11 protein-coding genes are annotated in these 14,008 nt (G+C 72.5%); 3 read left to right on the plus strand and 8 right to left on the minus strand.

From position 1 onward, the window contains the following. The first annotated feature begins 232 nt into the window (after positions 1 to 232). Complete coding sequence (locus tag AB0I28_RS07765) at positions 233 to 3,397, plus strand: BTAD domain-containing putative transcriptional regulator (RefSeq protein ID WP_357490686.1); 3,165 nt, start codon at positions 233 to 235, stop codon at positions 3,395 to 3,397. Here AB0I28_RS07765 and AB0I28_RS07770 read toward each other — a convergent pair. The 8 genes from AB0I28_RS07770 to AB0I28_RS07805 form a co-directional block, all read right to left on the minus strand. Then, complete coding sequence (locus tag AB0I28_RS07770; protein WP_357490688.1) at positions 3,376 to 4,188, minus strand: ABC transporter permease; 813 nt, start codon at positions 4,186 to 4,188, stop codon at positions 3,376 to 3,378. The genes AB0I28_RS07765 and AB0I28_RS07770 overlap by 22 nt on opposite strands. A 55-nt stretch (positions 4,189 to 4,243) precedes the next feature. Beyond that, positions 4,244 to 5,206, minus strand: a complete 963-nt coding sequence (locus AB0I28_RS07775; RefSeq protein WP_357490690.1) for an ATP-binding cassette domain-containing protein — start codon at positions 5,204 to 5,206, stop codon at positions 4,244 to 4,246. Positions 5,207 to 5,278: 72 nt separating this feature from the next. Further along, positions 5,279 to 6,268, minus strand: a complete 990-nt coding sequence (locus tag AB0I28_RS07780; protein ID WP_357490691.1) for a hypothetical protein — start codon at positions 6,266 to 6,268, stop codon at positions 5,279 to 5,281. Between the two features lie 115 nt (positions 6,269 to 6,383). Continuing rightward, on the minus strand, positions 6,384 to 8,225 hold the full coding sequence (locus AB0I28_RS07785) for a YhgE/Pip domain-containing protein (RefSeq protein ID WP_357490692.1): 1,842 nt from the start codon (positions 8,223 to 8,225) through the stop codon (positions 6,384 to 6,386). Continuing rightward, positions 8,222 to 9,076 (minus strand): ATP-binding cassette domain-containing protein, encoded by an 855-nt coding sequence (locus AB0I28_RS07790; protein WP_357490694.1) that lies wholly within the window; start codon positions 9,074 to 9,076, stop codon positions 8,222 to 8,224. Before AB0I28_RS07790 ends, AB0I28_RS07785 begins: the two co-directional genes overlap by 4 nt. A gap of 128 nt (positions 9,077 to 9,204) precedes the next feature. Beyond that, positions 9,205 to 10,173, minus strand: coding sequence for a serine hydrolase (locus AB0I28_RS07795; protein WP_357490696.1), 969 nt, complete (start codon positions 10,171 to 10,173; stop codon positions 9,205 to 9,207). A 70-nt stretch (positions 10,174 to 10,243) separates the two neighbouring features. Continuing rightward, positions 10,244 to 11,290: an NAD-dependent epimerase/dehydratase gene (locus AB0I28_RS07800; protein ID WP_357490698.1), complete on the minus strand. Its 1,047-nt coding sequence runs from the start codon at positions 11,288 to 11,290 to the stop codon at positions 10,244 to 10,246. Positions 11,291 to 11,388: 98 nt separating this feature from the next. Further along, positions 11,389 to 12,072 carry a lysophospholipid acyltransferase family protein gene (locus tag AB0I28_RS07805; RefSeq protein ID WP_357490700.1) on the minus strand — a complete coding sequence of 228 codons (684 nt, stop codon included), beginning with the start codon at positions 12,070 to 12,072 and terminating at the stop codon, positions 11,389 to 11,391. A 293-nt stretch (positions 12,073 to 12,365) separates the two neighbouring features. On the opposite strand from AB0I28_RS07805, the gene AB0I28_RS07810 reads away from it, so the two are divergent. Both AB0I28_RS07810 and AB0I28_RS07815 read left to right on the plus strand, forming a co-directional pair. Beyond that, positions 12,366 to 13,301, plus strand: coding sequence for a sensor histidine kinase (locus AB0I28_RS07810; RefSeq protein ID WP_357490701.1), 936 nt, complete (start codon positions 12,366 to 12,368; stop codon positions 13,299 to 13,301). 22 nt (positions 13,302 to 13,323) lie between these two features. Then, positions 13,324 to 14,004, plus strand: a complete 681-nt coding sequence (locus AB0I28_RS07815; protein WP_357490703.1) for a response regulator transcription factor — start codon at positions 13,324 to 13,326, stop codon at positions 14,002 to 14,004. The last annotated feature ends 4 nt before the right edge of the window (positions 14,005 to 14,008 follow it).

A 14,008-nucleotide genomic window follows, 5' to 3' on the forward strand; every position in this document is an offset into this window, starting at 1 on the left:
CTCTGCCCAGCGACAAGCGCGGCACGCCCGAGGCGCGGCACCCGCATCCCCTTGCACCACCTCGCGCAAACTCTGACGCGTACGGCGGGGGTCTCGGTGGAGCCGTCCCCCGCCACCTCCCCCCGCCACCCCCCCCGCCACCCGCGCCACGGACGGCGGAACCGAGGCCCCTGCCCAGCGGCTAGCGCGACGCAGTCGCGTCAGCGACGCAGTCGCCAGTAACAATGACCAGATGTGGATAGCCCTGCTCGGCCCGCTCGAAGCGGCCGGCGACGACGGCCGCGCCCTGCCCGTCGCCGGCTCGCGGCTGCGCGGACTGCTCGCGCTGCTGGCGCTCGACGCCGGGCACTGGGTCTCCGCCGACCGCGTCGGCGCCGCGCTGTGGCCCGGCGGGCCGGTCGCGGCCAACACCGTCCAGTCGCTGGTCTCGCGGCTGCGCGGAGCGCTCGGCGACCGCGAACTCATCGCCTCGGGCCCCGGCGGGTACCGGCTCGGCGTCGCACCCGACGACGTCGACGCCCACCGCTTCGCCCGCCTGGCCGAACAGGGGCGCCGCGCACTGGCCGACGACGCCCACGGCCGCGCCGCCGCCGACCTGCGCGAAGCCCTCGACCTGTGGCGCACCGACCGGCCCGAAGCCCTCGACGGAGTCGCCGACGACGCCGTCGCGCGCCTGCTCGGCGAGCTCGCCGAGGCCCGCCTCGACCTCGCCGACGCCGAACTCGGCCTCGGCCGCGCCGCGCCGATCCTCCCTGAACTGCGCGAACGGGCCGCCGCCCAGCCCCTCGCCGAACGCGCCCAGGCGCAGCTCATGCGCGCCCTGGCGGCCACCGGGCGGCAGAGCGAGGCGCTCGCCGTCTTCGACGCCACCCGCCGCCGCCTCGCCGACGAACTCGGCGTCGACCCCTCGCCGCTGCTCACCGAGACCCACCGCACGGTCCTGCGCGGGAAACCCGTCGCCGTCCGCCGCGACAACCTCCCGGCGGCCATCACCAGCTTCATCGGCCGCGGCGACGACCTCGCCGCCATCGGCGCGCTCCTGGACTCCTCGCGCCTGGTCACCCTCACCGGCCCCGGAGGCGCGGGCAAGACCCGCCTGGCGGTGAGCGCGGCGGCCGTCGAGACCGGCGGCGACGTGCGGCTCGTCGAACTCGCCCCGGTCGCCGACCCCGCCGAGATCCCCACGGCCGTGATGACCGCCCTCGACCTGCAAGAGCCCGTGCCCAGCGGCCGCCGCGGGGTCCCGGCCGCCGGGGACCCCGTCGAACGGATCGCCGCGGCTCTGCGCCGCCGCCCGGTGCTCCTCGTCGTCGACAACTGCGAGCACCTCGTCGACGCCGCCGCGGCCATCACCGCGCGCCTGCTGGCCCGCTGCCCCGAACTGCGCGTCCTGGCCACCAGCCGCGAACCCCTCGGCATCACCGGCGAGGCGCTCTATCCCGTCGCGCCTCTCCCGTACCCGGCGCTCGCCCGGACCGTCGACGACGCCCTCGCCTACCCCGCCGTGCGCCTGCTCGCCGAGCGCGCCCGCGCCGCCCGCCCCGACTTCGCCGTCACCGAGGCCAACCTCGGGGCCGTCCTCGACATCTGCCGGCGCCTCGACGGGCTCCCGCTGGCGATCGAACTGGCCGCCGCGCGCCTGCGCGCCATGACCCCCGCCGAGGTCGCCGCCCGCCTCGGGGAGCGCTTCCGCCTGCTGACCGGCGGCGACCGTGCCGCCCTGCCCCGGCACCGCACGCTGCGCGCGGTGGTCGACTGGAGCTGGGAGCTGCTCACCGGGCCCGAACGCGAGCTGCTGGCGCTGATGTCGGTCTTCGCCGGCGGCGCGACCCTCGACGCCGTGGAGGCCGTCGCCGGCACCGACACCGTCGACGCGCTGACGTCCCTCGTCGACAAGTCCCTCGTCGTGCACGGCGCCGACGGCCGCTACCGGCTCCTGGAGACCATTCGCGAGTACGGTGCCGAACGCCTCACCGCCGGCGGCGCCGCCGAGGACGTCCACCGGCGCCACGCCGCGCACTACCTGTCGATCGCCGAACGCGAGGAGCCGCGCACCCGCACGAGCGCCCAACGGGCCGCGATCGCCGCCCTCAGCGCCGACTACGACAACATCCTCGGCGCCCTGCGCTGGGCGGTCGCGCACAGCGAAGGCGAGACCGCGGTGCGGATCATCGCCGCCCTCGGCTGGTACTGGTGGCTGCGCGGCAGGCACATCGACCGGCGGCTGGCCACCGACGCCCTGGCCCTCGGAGACGGTGTCGCGCCCGCCCACCTCGCCCTGGCCCACGCGGGTTCGGCCTTCAACACCTTCGACTCCGGCGACTCCCTCAACGAGATGCTCGACCACGTCGAGCGCGCCCTCGCCCTGCGCGACGAGCACGACCTCGGCGCCGCATACCCGCAGCTGCGCATGCTCGACCTGCTCTCCGCCATGATCAACATGACCGGTGACGGGGCCGTCGAGGCCACCGCGCACATCCTCGAAGACCCCGACCCCTGGGCGCGGGCGGCCGGGCACTCCTTCCACGGTGCCCTGCTCGTCAACGCCGGCCGCCTCGGCCGGGCCATCGAGTGCTTCGAACGGGCCAAGGCCGCCTTCGAGGACATCGGCGACCACTGGGGACTGTCCTTCGTGGTCGCCGAGCTCGCCGAGATCTCCCTGATGAACGGCGACCTCGCCGCCGCCGGCGAGGCCTTCGACCGGGCCGTCGCGCTCGAAGACGAGATCGGCGCCGACTTCGGCTTCTCCCAGATGCGGATCCGCCGTGCCGCCGCCCGCGCCCTCACCGACCCGCCCGGGCGGGCCACCGCCCTGCTGCGCAGGACCCTCGTCGACGCCCGAGCCGCCGGCGAGGCCAACAACACCGTCCACGCCGGCGTCGCCCTCGCCGACCACCTGCGCCGCCTCGGCGACCTCGACGGCTCCGCCGAGGCGCTCGACCTGGTCGCCCCCGACCTCGCGCGCTGTCTCGGCCCGCCCCACCAGGTCGCCATCCACCAGGCCGCGCGGGCCCGCCTCGCTGTCCTGCGCGGCGAACCCGATGCCGCCGAGCTCGCCCGCGAGGCCGTCCTCAGCGCCGCGGCCACCGGCGACGGGCCCATCCTCGCCCGGGCACTGGAGGCCTCGGCCGAGGCCGCGTTTGCCGGCGGCGAGCCCGAGCGGGCCGCACGCATGCTCGCCGAATGCGAGGTCGTCCTCGGCGGCGTCGACCGCTCCTCGCCCGAAGCCGGCGCGCTCACCGCCGGGCTCCGCGCGGCCCTCGGCGAGCGGCGCTTCGAAGAGATCTACGCCGGGGCCCTCGCCCAGGACCGCGCCGCGCTGGTCGACCGTCTGGGCGAGGGCCGCCCGCCGTGGACGCCCGACCGCGACATGGGTCAGGACAGCTTCGCCCGGTAGGCGCGCATCGCCAGCGGGAAGAACACCAGCGCCAGGCCCGCCGCCCAGATCAGCGTGACCACCACGGAGTTGCCGACCGGCGTGCCGTCGAGCAGCGCCCGGACGGAGTCGGCGATCGCGGTGATCGGGTTGATCTTCTCCGCCCAGAACTGCAGCGCGGAGGGCAGCGTGTCGGTCCGCACGAAGGCGCTGGAGGTGAAGCTGAGCGGCATGGCGATGGTGAAGCCGAACATCATCACCTTCTCCTCGGAGCCGGCGACCAGGCCGAGCAGCACGTTCAGCCAGGACATGGCCAGGGTGAAGACCAGCAGCAGGGCCACCGAGGCCAGCACGCCGCCGACGCCGCCGCCGAGGTCGAAACCGATGATCAGGCCGAGGACGATCATCAGCGCGATCGCCCAGACCTGCTTGGCCAGGTCGGCCACGATCCGCCCGATCAGCGGGACGGGCCGGCCGATGGGGAGGCTGCGGAAGCGGTCGTACACGCCCTTGGCCACGTCGGTGTGCAGGCCGACGGCGGTGTTGAGGGCGGTGAAGACCGAGTTCTGCACGATCAGCCCGGCCAGCGCGTACTGGAGGTACTCCTGCGGCGAGCCGGCCATCTGCCCGCCGAACATGAAGGTGAACAGCAGCAGGAACATGACCGGTTGCACCGACAGGTCCAGCAGTTCCATCGGGTTGTGCTTGATCTGGACGAGGCTGCGCCACGCGATCGAGGCGATGTTGCGCAGGTGCGCGGACAGGCCCTGCTGACGGGCGGGGGACGGGACGACTGCGGTGAGGGTGCTCATGCTCTGCTCCTGGGAGGCACGCGGTGGACGGGATCGCTGGTCGGGGTACGAAGGTTCATGCCGCCGGTACCGCGTCTTCGGCGGGCCCGCCGGTCAGGGTCAGGAACACTTCGTCGAGGCTCGGCCGGCGCAGCGCGAACTCGGCCACGTCGATCCCCGCCTCCTGGAGACGCAGCGCGGCGGCCGGCATGACCTTCGTGTCGGTGACCGGCACGGCCAGCCCGTCGCCCTCGACGGACACCTCGCGCCCGGCGATGCCGGCCAGCAGGCCGGAGACCGCCGCGGCGTCGACGACCCGCTCGGGACGCACGTAGAGGACCTGACCTCCGACCTTCGACTTCAGCTCCTCGGGCGCGCCGCTGGCGATGACCCGCCCGTGGTCGATGACGGCGATGTCGTCGGCGAGCTGGTCGGCCTCCTCCAGGTACTGCGTGGTCAGCAGGACCGTCACGCCCTCGGCGACCAGCTCCCGCACGATCGACCACAGCTCGCCCCGGCTGCGAGGGTCGAGGCCGGTGGTCGGCTCGTCGAGGAAGAGGATGCGCGGGCCGCCGACCAGGCTGGCGGCCAGGTCGAGGCGCCGCCGCATGCCGCCGGAGTAGGTCTTGGCGGCGCGGTCGGCGGCGTGCGACAGCTCGAAGCGCTCCAGCAGCTCGCCCGCGCGGGTCTTGGCCTGCGGCCTGGTCAGGCCGAGCAGACGGCCGATGAGGTGCAGGTTCTCCGCGCCGGTGAGCATCTCGTCGACCGAGGCGTACTGCCCGGTCAGGCCGATCTGGGAGCGGATCCTGGCCGGTTCGGCCGTGACGTCGAAGCCGCCGACGAGGGCGCGCCCGGCGTCGGCGCGCAGGAGCGTGGTCAGGATGCGCACGGCGGTGGTCTTACCGGCCCCGTTGGGTCCGAGGACCCCGTGGACCGTGCCGGTGCGGACCGCGAGGTCCACTCCGGCCAGGGCCTTGGTCGTCTTGAACGACTTGGTGAGCCCTTCGGCCCACACGGCGTATTCGGATGCGATGGTCATGCCGGCAACCGTGCGGGGTGCCGCTGGCATCCGGCGCACACGGCGCTGGCACGGGACTGGCGGCGCGCGGGGCTACATGTACTTGAGAGCCCGGTCGATGAGGTTGAGCACCGTCTTGTGCCGCACCTTCCCGCGCAGACCGGTCAGCACGCCTTTGGATTTGGGCCGGTAGTAGAGGGCGTCGACGGCGGTGTTGGCGAGCTTGAGACTGCGGACCGGCCCCGGGCCGCCCGCGGCGGCCAGGACGATGTCGGCGAACAGAGGGGTGATCCAGCCCTTGTCGGAGGCCTCGGCGACGTACATGAGCCCGCGCAGGGTGTCCTCGCCCTTGCTGAAGCCGCCGTGCTCCTCCAGGTGGGGCGGGATGCAGGCGAGGATGTACTTGAGGGCGTCCCAGTGGTTGGCGAGGCGGCGTTTCTGCAGGTCCCGCCACCACCAGGAGGGCCGGCCGAGGCGGGGGAGGGCGCAGCGGTCGAGCAGTTCGCGGATGGGCAGGTTGAGGACGGGGCCGATCCGCTCGGCGAACAGCGGGTCGAACAGGTCCTCGACGCGAGGCGCCTTCGCGATGAGGTTCTCCAGCCGCGTGATGCGCTCGATGTACTCGGGATCGGTGACCACCTCGCGCAGCCTGGCCACGTCGGCGGCGGCCAGGGGCAGGTCGTAGGGCGACACGCTCTCCAGGGTGGCGAGCAGCAGGTGCGAGGTGGACTTGCGGGCCGGGATCAGCGGGACGAGCCACAGCGCGTCGGCGCCCGACCAGCGCAGGCCCTCGACGATGTCGCGCCGGAACAGCGCCGACCCGCCCGGCTGGCGCAGGAGCGCGCGGAAGAGCGCCCACAGCACCACCGCCGAGCGGTCGCCCCACGCGTCCAGCGAGCGCGCGAACTCCAGCGACTCCTCGCCGTAGCGGCCGTCCACCCGGGTGGCGTCGAACTTCTCGACGATCTCCAGATAGCTCGGGATGAGGTCCGGAAGCCAGTCGGGAGCCTCGGTGAGGCCGAGGCGGTGCGCGTACTCGGCGGCGGGGACGTATTGGTCGGCGGGGACGTGACCGTATGGCATCGGGCGAGTGTGGCCTACGGCTGCGACATCGGCCTCGTCGTCTCGTTCGGCCGGTGGAGGGCAGCAGAGAGGGCCGGGCACTCCCCCCGGTGCCCGGCCCCTCCCCACCCCCTGGCTAAAGCTCGATCGCCGGCTTCATCCGCCCCATGCTCCAGCGCCGCTGGAACATCGCGGTGAGGGTCGAGGCGCCCACGGCCGCCGCGAAGATCACCGCCAGCACGACCGCGTCGCGCACCGCGTGCGCGCCGACCCCGCCCGAGATCGTCACCCGCAGCCCGTCGACCAGATACGTCATCGGCATGAACGGGTGCAGCGCGCGGAAGAAGGCCGGCGCCGTCTCGATCGGGTACAGCCCGCCGCACGCGGTCAGCTGGAGCATCAGCAGCACCAGGATCAGCACGTCCCCGACGGCGTCGAAGGCCAGCCGCAGCCAGTGCGCTATCGCCGAGAACGCCATCACGCCCAGCACGCACATCCCGATCGTGCCGAGCACGTTCACCGGCTTGAGGCCGAGCCCGACGTCGACGACCACGTACAGCACCAGCGCCCCGACGACGCCGAGCATCCCGGCCGGCAGCCAGCCGCCCAGCGCGACGGAGAAGGCGCTGACCTTCCCGGCGAGCGCGCGGGCGTTGAAGGTGCGCAGCAGCAGGAAGGCCACCAGGCCGAACACCCACAGCGCGATGCCGAAGAAGAACGGCGCCAGCCCGCGCCCGTACACACCGGCCGGGTGCTCGTTGGTGGTGTTGACGCCGACGGGCGAGCCGAGCACGTCGGCGGCCTGCGCGTTCTTCGCGGGGTCGTCGCTGGGCAGTTTCGCCACCGCCGTGTCGAGTCCGGTGGCCAGCTCCTGCGCGCCCGACGTGAGCTGCGCGGTGCCGGTGGCGAGTTCGTCGGCGCCGGTCTTGGCATCGGTGATCCCGCCGGTGAGCCGGTCGGCCCCTTCGGCGACCTCGGTCGCGCCCTTGTCGAGTGCGGCGACCTTCTCGGCGCCGTCGGTGATCTCGCCGACGCTGAGGGACCGCACGGTCTCGTCGGCGCCCTGGACGGTGCCGTTGACGTCGTCGGCGCGCTCGGCCAGCGCCTTCAGGTCGGTGCAGACCTTGCCGTCGGGGTCGTCGTCGCAGGCCAGCGTGACGACCTTGTCGACGTCGTTGTCGAAGGTCTGGCTGACCTCGGCGGCACTGGACACGGTGTCCTGGAGGCCGGGCAGCGTGTCGGAGGCGAAGTCGGCGACGTTCTGGATGACCACGTTGATCTGCGAGACCCCGTCGGCGACCTGGTGGGCTCCGTCGGCGACCTGCGTCGATCCGGTCTGGAGGGTGCCGAGGCCCTCGGCGAGTTCCTTGGCGCCGTCGTCGGCGGCGGCCGAGCCGTCGGCGAGCCGATGCGCCCCTTCGGCGGCGTCGGACAGTCCGGTGTGGAGCTCGCCGAGGCTGCCGAACATGGTCTTGGCGAAGGTCGTGTAGGCGGCGGTGTTGATCTGGTTCTGCAGCTCCGACTTCACCGTCTCCGACATCATGCCGATGATGTAGCCGTTGGCGTCGTCGAGGTCGATGGAGATCGAGGCCCGCTCCGGACTGGTCCCGGCGAGGCTGGACAGCTTGGCGGAGAAGTCCGGCGGGACGACGATCGCGAAGTAGTAGCGGCCGTCGTCCATGCCCTCGCGCGCCTCCTGCTCGGAGACGAAGTTCCAGTCGAAGAGGGGCGTGGCCGCCAGCTGACCGGCGAACTCGTCGCCCGCCGCGAGCGACTTGCCGTCGACGGTGGACGGCTGGTCCTGGTTGACCACGGCGACGGGGACTTGGTCGAGGTTGCCGTAGGGGTCCCAGTTCGACCACAGGTACAGCGATCCGTAGAGCAGCGGGACCAGCACGATCATGCCCAGCGCGAGTTTGCGCAGCACGGGCCGGCCGAAGCGGCGCAGTTCGATCAGGGCCAGGTGCAGAGCCTTCATCGGGGGCCGTCCTCGTCTCGGTCGCGTGCGGGGGTTTCGGGGGCGTCGACGGGGAGGCCGGGTCCGATGCCGCGGCCGGCGGTGGGGGTGTCGTCGGCGCTCTTCTCGACATCGGAGGGCGCGCGGTGGAGGCCGGTGCGCCGCGACGCGGGCGGTTCGGCGCGCGGGGCGATCCGCGTGGCGGCGGAGGGCTCGGCGGGCAGGTGCACGGTCACATCGGCCATGTCGGGCTGCGCGGTGGTGGCCAGAACCAGGTGACCGTGGTCGGCCAGCGTGCGCAGCGCCGACCAGACGCGGTGGACGCCGCGCCGGTCGAGGCCGGCGTCGACGTCGTCGACGGCGATGATCGGCCGGTGCTCGGCGGTGGCCAGCGCCAGCGCGAACAGGATCTTGGTGGGGGCGTCGAGATGACCGAAGAGCGTGCCGGAGTCGGGGTCGATGCCGAACAGCGCGCAGGCCTCCACGACCGAGGCCGGCGTGATCTCGGCGCCGCCGATGACCAGGCGCTCGCTGATCAGCGCGCCGACGGTCAGGTACTCGTCGGGCTCGACGGCGGGCCCGGCCGAGGCGATCGCGGCGTACTCGCGCACCCGCTTGGGCTCGCTGTGACCGTCGACGGAGACGGTCCCGGCGGAGTGCTTGAAGCGGCCGGTGAGGGTCAGCAGCAGGGAGGTGCGGCCGGTGCCGCCCTGTCCGGCGATCGCGACGAGCTGACCGCGACCGGCTTCGACGAAGACGTTGTCGAAGATCGCGCCCTCATGGCCTTCGGCGCTCAGCGCCCGCGCCGACAGGAACGCCGCACCGTCCTCTGTGGACACCGAGGGCAGGACGGTGGTCGGCTCGTCGGTCATGCCCTCATGATCACATTGATTTGACACAGGGCTATGTTACTCGCGAGTACGGTAACGGGTTTTGGGCCGCTTCAACCCGATCAGGGATGGTTTGGCGGTTGTCCGTGGAGAGGATGGCGGTGTCGGCGTTACACCTGAAGCTGCGCGCCCACCAGCGCCGCGAGTCCTTCGACGACGTCCACCGCGGCGTCGTAGTCGGTGTGGTTGTCGGTGAGGATCGCCATGTAAACGGCGCGGCCGTCGGCCCGCTCGATGAGCCCCACGGAGTTGACCACCCAGCGCCCGCCGATGCTCGTGCGGGTGTCCCAGCCGTTCTTGAGCATCACCGCGTCGCCCGCGCCCGCGGCCGCCGAAACGCCCCACGCCTGCCAGTCGACCACCGAACCGGTCAGTTCTCGCAGGTAGGCCACCGAACCGGCCGACAGCACGCCCTCGCTCATCACCGCGCGCCACAGTGCCACCTGGTCGCGGGCGGTGGTCTTGACCGTCCCCCAGTCCCATCCGGCCGAGGTGTCGGTCATCCCGAAGGCCTTGTTGGCCTTCTTGAGCCCGTTGGGTCCGTCGATGTCGCCGTAGAGCTCGTTGGTCGCCTTGTTGTCCGAGGCGGTGATCATCTTCGCGGCCAGTGTGCGCTGGCGGGCGCTGAGTTCGCCGCCGTCCTGCTCGCGCTGGAGCAGCAGGGTGGCGAGGATGTCCACCTTGACGATGCTGGCGGTGTCGTAGGTGCGGGCGGCGTCGAAGTCGAAGCTCTCCTCGCCGACGCGCACGTAGACCGAGCAGTGCAGTCCGCTCTGCCCGGCGAGGTACTGCTCGATCTGCGCGGTGAGCGCCTCCGTGTCGATGACTTTCGCGGACTCGTCCGGGGGAGGGGGAGGCGGCTGCTCGGACGGGGCCGAGGAGTTCGACGCGTCCGGAGTGCCGGCGCCCTCGCCGTGGGCGGGGACGTCGCTGGAACGCAGCGCCAGGGTCAGCCCGAGCACGATCACCAGGGTCCCGAGCGCCGCCGCCCGCAGCGGCAGCCGCTTCCAGACCTGCTGGGGAGCCCAGGAGAACACCACCCAGGCGAGGTCGGAGAGCAGCTGGAGCTTCTTGTGCATGGCGGGGGATTCCTTAGGTGGGGGTCGGTCCTAAGGTGAACGCGTTTCGGACATCTGAACCCGAGTCAGGCTACGGCATTTCCCCCGCCGGGCGAAGCCGCAAGTCCAGTACGCCGCCGGCCACAAGCCGTCGAATGCGGCGAATGCGCAGATAACGGTCCTCGAAGTCGGCGAGTCGAAGGCCCTCGGCCTGGTAGGCGGCGGCCAGCTCCTTGACCCCCTCCGCGACGGTCCAACGCGGCTGGAACAAAGGGATCTCGCGGCTGATCCGGGCGCAGTCGACACGGTAGGAACGGGAGTCCTGGTGAGGGCCGTCGTCGAACTCGATCTTCGCGCCGGGTACTTCGTCACACACCAGGTGAACGAGGTCGGCGATGCGATGGTTCTCATCGCTGCGGCCCACGTGATATGCCCGTCCGTGCCACACATCCCGACCGGTCGACAGCACCGCGAGGTACGAACGGGCTATGTCGGCGACGTGCACCAGCGGCCGCCAGGAGTCGGCGTCCCCTTGCAGGACCACGTGCCCGGTGGTGACCGCGAAGGCCACCAGGTTGTTGATCAGCAGGTCCCCGCGCAGCATGGGGGAGACCCCGTAGGCGGTCGTGTGCCGCAGGAACACCGGCGAGAAGTCGGCGTCGGCCAGCGAGGCGATCCGCCGCTCGGCGAGCACCTTCGACTCCCCGTAGGGCGTCACCGGCGCGAAGGACACCCGCTCGTCGATCCAGTCGTCAGAACCGGCCCCGTACATCGCGCAGGTCGACGAGAACAGGAAGCGCGGCACCCCCGCCGTCTTCGCCGCCCGCGCCAGCCGCACCGCCGCGTGGTAGTTGATGTCGTAGGTCACCGACGGATTGAGGTTCCCCAGCGGATCGTTGCTCAGCGCGGCCAGGTGCAAGACCGCGTCGAAGCCCGCGCAGTGCTCGTAGGTGACGTCGCGGATGTCGACCCGCAGCGCCGGGACCTCCGCCGCGGCCCGCTCGTGCGGGCGCGGCGGGAAGCCGCAGTCGCCGAACCAGCCGAGGTCGAGGCCCGTCACCTCGTGCCCGGCCTCCCGCAGCATGGGGACCAGGACCGCCCCGACGTATCCCTCGTGTCCGGTGACCAGCAGTCTCACGGCTTCCCCCTCCCCGACGGTTGTCGCGCGGGAGTGAGGCTAGGTGAGGTGCGGGCCGGCCGGTAGGGACGTGACGGGTATCCGTCGCAAGTAGAGCCTCAGGCCTCCTCTTCGGCCTGCTTGTTCTTCTCGGCCAGCTCGCGCTTGGCGCGCGCGGCGAACATGTCGACGTACTCCTGGCCCGACAGCGCCTGGATGGAGCGCATGATCTCGTCGGTCACCTCCCGCAACGTCACCCGGTCGGGGGTGTCGGTGAGGCGGTCGCTGAAGTCGAGCGGCTTGCCGATGTCGATGCGGACCTTCGCCATCTTCGGCAGCAGCGTGCCCTCGGTCTGCACGTCCTGGGTGCCGCGGATGCCCGCCGGCAGGACGGTCGCGCCGGTGGCCAGCGCGAGCCGCGCCGCGCCCGTCTTGCCCTTGTAGAGGCGGCCGTCGGGGGAGCGGGTGCCCTCCGGGAACACCGCGAGCACCCGGTTCTCCCGCAGGATCTGCTCCGAGGCGCCCAGGCCGTCGAGCGCGGCCCGGCCGCCGGAGCGGTCGACGGGGACCTGGCCGAGGCCGTTGAACACCGCCCCGATCAGCTTGCCCTTGATGCCCGGCTGCGCGAAGTACTCGATCTTGGCCATGGTGGCGATGTGCCGGGCCGTGATCAGCCCGAGGAAGTAGTGGTCGGCGGCGGAGAGGTGGTTGGCGACGATGAGCACCGGCCCCTTACGCGGGATGTGCTCCTGTCCGGTGAACTTCGGGCGCCAGACGAGCCGGATCGTGGGTGCCGCGGTCACTTGCAGCACCCTGTACAGGATTGTCAACGTTCTCCCTCAAGGTCGTCGACGGGTTCTCCTACTCCCGCCGTCGTACATGACCGCACTCCCCCCGGCCAATGCCACCGACCAGCGGCGACGCATACCGTGAACGAGTGCAACCTGACGAGCACAGCGATCTTACGGACCGTACCCGGACGGGAGCAGCCGACCGGCCCCGGAAGCGGAACGGACCACGATTCGGTCCGCCCTGGGCGCGGCGGCCAGGCCCCCGACCCGACGATCCGGGCCGCTGGGACAGCCACGCCTTCCGCGTGCCCTGGGTCCTGGTGGCCGTCCCGGTCGCCTTCATCCAGCTCGTCGGCACCGCCGGCGCGGCCTACTGGGGACGCGCCGACGCCACCCCGCAGAACTGGTTCTCGAAGGTCCTGATCCTCGCCGGGCCGGTCGCGCTGCTGTTCGCCGCGCGCTACCCCCGCACGGTCGTCGGTGTCGCCGTCGCCGCCGCCGCGACGTACTACTCGCTCGGCTACGCCCCCGGCCCGGTCTTCCTCTCGGTCATCGTCGCGCTGCTCCTGTGGGGCCGGACCGTCCGCGTCCAGCGCAACGCCGACCGCCGCCGCGCCAAGATCGCCGAGGCCGAGCAGCGGGCCGGCGCCGAACGCCTGCGCATCGCCCAGGAACTCCACGACGTGCTCGCCCACCACATCTCGCTCATCAACGTGCAGGCCGGCGTCGCGCTGCACCTCGTCGACGAGCGGCCCGAGCAGACCCGCACGGCGCTCGCGGCGATCAAGTCGGCCAGCAAGGAGGCCCTCGGCGAACTCCGCGCCGCCCTCGACGCCCTGCGCAATCCCGGTGACGAGGCGCCCCGCGCGCCGACCGCCGGGCTGTCGGAGCTGCCCGCGATCGTCGACAGCGTCCGCTCGGCCGGCCTCGACGTCGACTACCGCGTCGAGGGAGAGCCGCGCGAGATCGGCGTCGCCGGGGAGCTCGCGGCGCTGCGGATCGTGCAGGAGTCGCTGACCAACGTGCTGCGCCACTCCGGCGCCACCACCGCGACCGTCACGCTCGCCTACGGCGAGGACTCCGTGCGCGTCGAGATCGCCGACGACGGCCACGGCGGGGTACCCGTCCCCGGCAACGGCCTCAGCGGCATGCGCGAACGCGCAGGTGCTCTGGGCGGCACCTGCACGGCTGGCCCGGCGCCCGGTGGCGGCTTCGTCGTGCGCGCCGAGCTGCCCGGCTAGGCGCGCCTGGCACAATCGCCCCATGGGCCCCACAGAGGACATCCGCGTACTTCTCGCCGACGACCAGGCCCTCCTGCGGGCCGGTTTCCGCGCCCTGCTCGACTCCGCCGAGGGGATCTGCGTGGTGGGCGAGGCCGCCGACGGCGCCGAGGCCGTCCGGCTGGTCAAGGACCTCAAGCCCGACGTGGTCCTGATGGACATCCGCATGCCCGGCACCGACGGGCTGGCCGCGACCGCCCAGATCGCCGCCGACCCGCGCCTGTCGGAGGTCAGGGTGATCATCCTGACCACCTTCGACCTCGACGAGTACGTCTTCGAGGCGCTGCGCGTCGGCGCCAGCGGCTTCCTCGTCAAGGACACCGAACCCGTCGAGCTGCTGCACGCCGTCCGCGTCGTCGCCCGGGGCGACGCCCTGCTGTCGCCGGGAGTGACGCGCCGGCTGGTGTCGGAGTTCGCCGCCCGCGCCAAGGAGCCCGTCGCGACGGGGGAGATGGACCGGCTCACCGAGCGCGAACGCGAGATCGTCGGCCTCGTCGCCGCCGGACTGTCCAACGAGGACATCGCCAAGAAGCTCTACGTGAGCCCCGCGACGGCCAAGACGCACGTCAGCCGCGCCATGATCAAGCTGCGGGCCCGCGACCGGGCGCAGCTGGTGGTGCTCGCCTACGAGTCGGGCCTGGTCCGGCCCGGCTGGCTGGGCTGAGGGG

The organism is Phytomonospora sp. NPDC050363, from assembly GCF_040655735.1.
Classification (GTDB): Bacteria; Actinomycetota; Actinomycetes; order Mycobacteriales; family Micromonosporaceae; genus Phytomonospora.

Bases quoted from the DNA above. Each gene is read 5' to 3' on its own strand.
- AB0I28_RS07785 (WP_357490692.1), bottom strand. From the start codon at position 8,225: ATGAAGGCTCTGCACCTGGCCCTGATCGAACTGCGCCGCTTCGGCCGG.
- AB0I28_RS07770 (WP_357490688.1), bottom strand. From the start codon at position 4,188: ATGAGCACCCTCACCGCAGTCGTCCCGTCCCCCGCCCGTCAGCAGGGC.
- AB0I28_RS07775 (WP_357490690.1), bottom strand. From the start codon at position 5,206: ATGACCATCGCATCCGAATACGCCGTGTGGGCCGAAGGGCTCACCAAG.
- AB0I28_RS07795 (WP_357490696.1), bottom strand. From the start codon at position 10,173: ATGCACAAGAAGCTCCAGCTGCTCTCCGACCTCGCCTGGGTGGTGTTC.
- AB0I28_RS07815 (WP_357490703.1), top strand. From the start codon at position 13,324: ATGGGCCCCACAGAGGACATCCGCGTACTTCTCGCCGACGACCAGGCC.
- AB0I28_RS07790 (WP_357490694.1), bottom strand. From the start codon at position 9,076: ATGACCGACGAGCCGACCACCGTCCTGCCCTCGGTGTCCACAGAGGAC.
- AB0I28_RS07780 (WP_357490691.1), bottom strand. From the start codon at position 6,268: ATGCCATACGGTCACGTCCCCGCCGACCAATACGTCCCCGCCGCCGAG.
- AB0I28_RS07765 (WP_357490686.1), top strand. From the start codon at position 233: ATGTGGATAGCCCTGCTCGGCCCGCTCGAAGCGGCCGGCGACGACGGC.